At 70.4% G+C, this 5,582-nt stretch carries 5 protein-coding genes; all 5 read right to left on the reverse strand.

The annotated features are described in order from the left end of the window. Nucleotides 1-290 precede the first annotated feature (290 nt). Nucleotides 291-812, reverse strand: coding sequence for an HAD family hydrolase (locus E6J59_19310; GenBank protein TMB16284.1), 522 nt, complete (start codon nt 810-812; stop codon nt 291-293). Next, nucleotides 809-2,023 carry a hypothetical protein gene (locus E6J59_19315; protein TMB16285.1) on the reverse strand — a complete coding sequence of 405 codons (1,215 nt, stop codon included), beginning with the start codon at nt 2,021-2,023 and terminating at the stop codon, nt 809-811. Before E6J59_19315 ends, E6J59_19310 begins: the two co-directional genes overlap by 4 nt. Beyond that, nucleotides 2,020-3,408, reverse strand: a complete 1,389-nt coding sequence (locus E6J59_19320; GenBank protein ID TMB16286.1) for an undecaprenyl-phosphate glucose phosphotransferase — start codon at nt 3,406-3,408, stop codon at nt 2,020-2,022. Before E6J59_19320 ends, E6J59_19315 begins: the two co-directional genes overlap by 4 nt. After that, nucleotides 3,402-4,493: a glycosyltransferase family 4 protein gene (locus tag E6J59_19325; protein ID TMB16288.1), complete on the reverse strand. Its 1,092-nt coding sequence runs from the start codon at nt 4,491-4,493 to the stop codon at nt 3,402-3,404. Before E6J59_19325 ends, E6J59_19320 begins: the two co-directional genes overlap by 7 nt. A 71-nt stretch (nt 4,494-4,564) precedes the next feature. After that, entirely contained in the window at nt 4,565-5,524 is a 960-nt protein-coding gene (locus E6J59_19330; GenBank protein TMB16287.1) for a GDP-mannose 4,6-dehydratase, read from the reverse strand. Between the last annotated feature and the right edge of the window lie 58 nt (nt 5,525-5,582).

A 5,582-nucleotide genomic window follows, 5' to 3' on the forward strand; every position in this document is an offset into this window, starting at 1 on the left:
ACTTCGTCCGCGTGCGCGTGGCGACGGAGCCGACGATCGCGTACTAAACGGGTGGGCGGGGGCGGCGTGCCCCTCCTCGACCACGCAAATCGACACGACGTTGCGCCTGCCGACGAGCCACGATTGCCAGCCGGAACCGACGCAATACCCAGAAGACACCCCACCCTTCAGTCGGCGGTCGTCGGACCAATCACTACACGCATGAGTCGAGGGACTTCGTCACGCCTCGGTCGCGTTCTCGTCGGCCTCCGGCGGGGCGGTGACGGAAGCCGACGCGCACGCGACATCGGTCAGCGAGCGCGAGTGGGGGGCTTGGTCTGGCGGGCGGAGAGGAGGAGGTCGCAAAGTTCGCGGATGGCGCCGTGGCCGCCGAGGGCGCGTGTGACGTAGACGGCGGCCGTCCGCACGGCGGGGACGGCGTTGGCGACGGCGACGGGAAAGCCGACGAGCGCCATCGCCGGCAGGTCGCCGACGTCGTCACCCACGTAGCACGCGTCCGCCGCGCGGACGCCGTGCCGCGTCAGGATCCCCTGCACGACGGCGCCCTTGTCTGTCGCGTCCTGGTGGACCTCGACGATGCCCAGCTCGCGCGCGCGGCGCTCGACGATCTCCGAGTGGCGGCGTGTGATCACGGCCGTGACCACGCCGGCCTCGCGGAGCAGCACGAGGCCCTGGCCGTCGCGGACGTCGAAGCGCTTGAGCTCCTCGCCGCCGTCGGTGTACCAGATGCCGCCGTCGGTGAGCACGCCATCCACGTCCATCGCGACCAGGCGCACGGCGGCCAGCCGCGGGCCGGCGGGCGGGCGCTTCATGCCGCGCGCCCCGCGAGCCCGCGCTCGACGACGAACGGCAGCGCCATCACGCTGAGCATCGCCAGCAGCACCTCGGTGTCGCCGAAGTTGTACTCGAAGAGGCCGGCCACGAGGAAGGCCGTCACCGCGGCCAGCGCGCCGACGACGAGCGCGCGGTCGGCGGCGGCCTGCGCGGGCACGCGACGGAGCACGCGCGCCGCTCGCACGAAGAAGGCGACGAAGATCCAGAGCCAGAGCGCAAGGCCGACGAGCCCGCGCTCCACCGCGATCTGCAGCGGCGTGTTGTGCAGGTGGCTCGTGTGGCGGCGCAGCGCTTCGGGCGGCGCATAGATCGGATAGAGCTGCTTCACCTGCCCGGGGCCGACGCCGATGATCGGCCGCTGCCGAAGCATCGCCAGGCCGCCGTCGATCATGGCCAGCCGCTCACGGGCGGTGGCATCGGCGGCGTCCCCGAACGTCTCGGCACGCTCCCGTACGCTCGGCAGGGCCAGGACCGCCGCCGCGAGCGTCACCACGCAGGCCGCGGCAAGAACGCGCCGACGGACGCCTGCGAGCGAGACGAGGACACCCGCGGCGAGTCCCAGCCATGCGCCGCGAACGAGCGTGAGCGCAAGCGCCAGCGCGCCAGTCAGCCACGCGGCCGCGGCGCCGGCACGGCGGCGGCCGGCGACGAAAAGCGGCGCCAGCTCGGCCGTGAGGACGACCGTCAGGACGCCGGCCAGGGTCATGTAGATGCTGAAGAAGGCATGCGCGCGTCGACACTTGCCGAGCACCATTCGGACAACCGGCGGCAGCGCGGGGTTCGCGTCGTAGCGGTCGGGCGTGCAGGTGACGACCTGCACAATGGCCACGACGGCCACGGCAGCGACCGCCCACAGCAGGCCCGCTGCGAAGCGACGCGCCGCGCTCGCGTCGTCGAGCACGCCGAGCACGATCCACAGCGTCGCGAGCGGCAGGAGCATCCTCATGATCCGCAGGCTGTCCACCGGCGCTGGCGACAGCAGCGCGGCGAGCACGGACCAGATCGCGAAGGCGGCGAGCGGCGCGAATAGCGGCCAGGATGGACGGTACGCGCGTGTGCGAACCGCCCACACGAGCCAGGCCGCCAGCGCGGCTAGCGAAGCCTCGGCCAGCGAGATCGAGGCGGCGAGGCCGAGGAGGAGCGCGACGACGAGGCCATCGCGCAGCGCCAGCGCGCGCGGCCGGTTCAATACGCGTTCCGGTTGCGGAAGCCCAACCAGAAAGTCTGGACGAGGATCTTCAGGTCGAAGCCGAGCGACCAGCGCTCGATGTAGTAGAGGTCGTACTCGATGCGCTTCTCGATCGAGGTGTTGCCGCGCCACCCGTTGATCTGCGCCCACCCGGTGATCCCGGCCTTCACCTTGTGACGCAACATGTAGCGAGGCATTCGTCGCCGGAAGTCCTCGACGAACGACGGCCGCTCGGGGCGCGGGCCGACAAGGCTCATCTCTCCGCGCAGCACGTTGAACAACTGTGGCAGCTCATCGAGGCTCAGGCGGCGGAGGGCGGCGCCGAAGCCGGTGCGGCGCGGATCGTCGGGCACCGCCCAGCGCGGCCCCGTCGTCGCCTCCGCGTCGGCGACCATCGAGCGGAATTTCAGCATCCGGAAGCGCCGGCCGTCGAGGCCCATGCGCTCCTGACGGTAGAGCACGGGGCCGCGCGACGTGAGCTTGATGGCCACCGCGATGGCCAGCATCAGCGGGGCCAGCGTCACCAGCGCGGCGGCGCCGATGACGAAGTCGAACGCGCGCTTGAGTACGCGATTCCAGCCGTAGAGCGGCGACTCGCGTAGGTGGATGATCGGCAGTGTCTCGAACTCCTCGATGCCCCCCCGCAGCGAGGCGAGGCTGAAGATGTCGGGCACGAAGTGAATGGCCACGGGGTCGTCGCCGATGCCGTCGAGGATCGCGCTGAGCCGAGGGTACTCGGCGTGCGGCAGCGCGATGATCACGATGTCCACCGAATGCGCGTCGAGCACCGCGCGGATGTCCTCCGGCGCGCCGAGCCAGCGAGTCTCGCCATCCTCACGCTTGTCGCCGAGCCGGCCGAGCACGCGCACGCCGACGTCGGGGCGCCGGCGTAACACGCGGAACACCTCGGCGGCCGCCTCGCCGCCGCCGACCACCACCGCGTAGCGCAGGTTGTAGCCGCGACGCCGCGCCACACGCAGGGCCTCGCGGAACACAACGCGCGACATCGTCGCGCCCACGATCGACGTCGCCCAGAACACGCCGATCGCGATGCGCGAGTAGTCGTACCCGCGGAAGACGAGGCTCATGATGGCGACGAGGACGAGGGCGCCGAGGCTCGAGGCCTTGGTGATGTCCCACCACTCGCCGAGGTGCGACCCGAGACGCTGCGGCCGGTAGAGGTCGAACGCCTTGAATGCGAAGCCCCACACACTCAGGATCGGCACGAGCTGCAGCGCGTAGTCCCGGAACGGCGGGATGTCGCCGTGGCCGAAGACGCCCGAGTAGAAGCGCAACCAGTACGCCAGCACCCAGCATGCGGCGATCACCGCAACGTCGGCGCCGAACGTGAGCTGCCTGAACAACCGCGAGTGCGCCTTCAGCACGAGCGCCTCGCACGGAACTCCGCGTACCGCCGGTCGAGATAGTCGCGGAGGCGTTGCGTGAACACCGGTCGATCGAATTGCTCGGCGCGGGCGCGCAGCGCGGCCGGCGCGAAGCGAGCTGCGGCCACCTCGAAGGCGAGCATGGCACTCACCAATGCCTCTGCCGTTTGGTCGTCGAAGAAGACGGCCGTCGGCGGGCCTTCGGCGCGGCCGAGGCCGACCATCGTCTCGAGCACGCCGCCCCGCGCGAGCGCGATGGTCGGGCGACCCGCCGCGGCCGCCTCGAGCGGCACGATGCCGTAATCCTCGACCGCCGGGAACAGCACCGCGCGGCAGCGCGCGTAGAGGTCAGCGACCTCGGCGTCGGAGCGCCAGCCGAGGAACTCGACGGTGGGACCGCCGGCCGCGCGCAGCCGCGCTTCCTCCGGGCCGGTGCCGACGACGACCAGGCGGCGACGCAGACGATTAGCAGCGGCGACGGCGAGGTCGACGCGTTTGTAGGGCACGAGCGCGGACACAACGAGGTAGTACTCCCCCGGACCGGAGACGGGTCGGAACCGCGCGACCTCGATGGGCGGGTGGATGACATCGGCGTCACGGCCATAGACGCGGCGGATGCGGTCGGCAATGTGCTGGGAGATGGCGACGAAGCCGTCCACGCGGTCGGTGCGCTTATCCCACGCGCGCAGCGCGGCGGCCACCGGCGGCATGAGCGTGCGCACGACGACGCCGGCACGCGCGCCGAAGTAGTCGTCGTAGAGGTCCCAAACGTAGCGCATGGGACTGAAGCAGTACGAGAGATGCAGCGCGGAGGGCGGCCGCCGCACCGCCTTCGCCGCGCAATGACTCAGCGACAGGACGAGGTCGAAACCGCGCAGGTCGAACATCCGTATGGCGGCGGGGAACAACGGGAGATAGTGACGATAGCGCGTGGCCGCCGCCGGCAGCCGCTGGACGAACGACGTCACGATGCGGCGCCGCTCGATGACGGCGGACACGCTGCCGGGGACGTGCAGGAGCGTGTAGAGAGGCGCCTCGGGGAAGAGCTCGCAGAACACCTCGAGGCAGCGCTCGCCGCCGCGCATGCCGGTGAGCCAGTCGTGCACGAGAGCGACGCGCGGTGAGCCGCCGGCCGCGCCGCGCCCCACGCCCCTCGTCAGCGTCGAATGCGCTGTCGCCAATAGTCCAGCAGGTCGCTCAGGGTCCGCTCCACCGGGATCCGGGTTCGCCAGCCGACCGCCGCCTCGATCTTGTCCGCGCACCCCCGCAGCACCGGCACGTCGGACGGACGGAGCCGCGCCTGGTCGGTACGGACCTGAATGCCGCTGACCTTGGACTGTGCGATCAGGAACTGAAGGACGCGCTCGATGGACCAGTCGGTGCCGGAGCAGAGGTTGTAGACCTCGCCCACGCTCCCGCGCTCGAGCAGGGCCCAGTAGCCGCGCACGACGTCGCGAACATCGGAGAAATCGCGGGTGGGCTTGAGGTCACCCGCGGACACCACGGGTTCGCGCAGACCCGCCTCGATCTCGGCGATCTGCTTCGCGAAGTTCGAGGTGGCAAAGGCTTCCCCTCTCCGGGGCCCGGTGTGGTTGAACGCGCGCGCACGGACGATGTCGAGCCCGTAGCTCTTGTAGTACTGGTAGCCCATCAGGTCCTGCGTCACCTTGCTGACCGCATACGGTGAGAGCGGACGCAGCGGGTTGCTCTCGCGAATCGGCAGCTCGTGCGGCTCGACGAGACCGTATTCCTCGCTGGAGCCGATGACGAGAAATCGCGCTCGGTTCCCGAGCTGGCGGATCGCCTCGAAGAGGTTCATCTGGCTGATGGCGTTGGTGAGGAGCGTTTCGGCGGGCGTCAGCCAGGAGGCCGCCACGAACGACTGCGCAGCCAGGTGCACGATGTAGTCCGGGTGGGCTTGCTCCACCAGCCCCAGGACGGAAGAAAGATCGCGAAGGTCCGACTCGATGAGCGTGAGGCGGTCGCGGAGGTGCTCGATGTGCTCGGTGTTGCTGCGCCAGCGCAGGGCACCGATCACGTCCGCGCCCCGACTCAGGGCCCACTCGGTCAGGTGGCTGCCGACGAATCCGGTGATCCCGGTGATCAGGATCCGCATCCGAGCCATACTACTACAGGCGTAGCACCTCCCCGTAGATGGCCTCCACCGTCGTCAG

Source organism: Deltaproteobacteria bacterium, from assembly GCA_005879795.1.
Lineage (GTDB): Bacteria > Desulfobacterota > Binatia > DP-6 > DP-6 > DP-6.

Coding starts and splice junctions, on each gene's coding strand:
- E6J59_19310 (TMB16284.1), bottom strand. CDS start 812: ATGAAGCGCCCGCCCGCCGGCCCGCGGCTGGCCGCCGTGCGCCTGGTC.
- E6J59_19325 (TMB16288.1), bottom strand. CDS start 4,493: ATGCGCGGCGGCGAGCGCTGCCTCGAGGTGTTCTGCGAGCTCTTCCCC.
- E6J59_19330 (TMB16287.1), bottom strand. CDS start 5,524: ATGCGGATCCTGATCACCGGGATCACCGGATTCGTCGGCAGCCACCTG.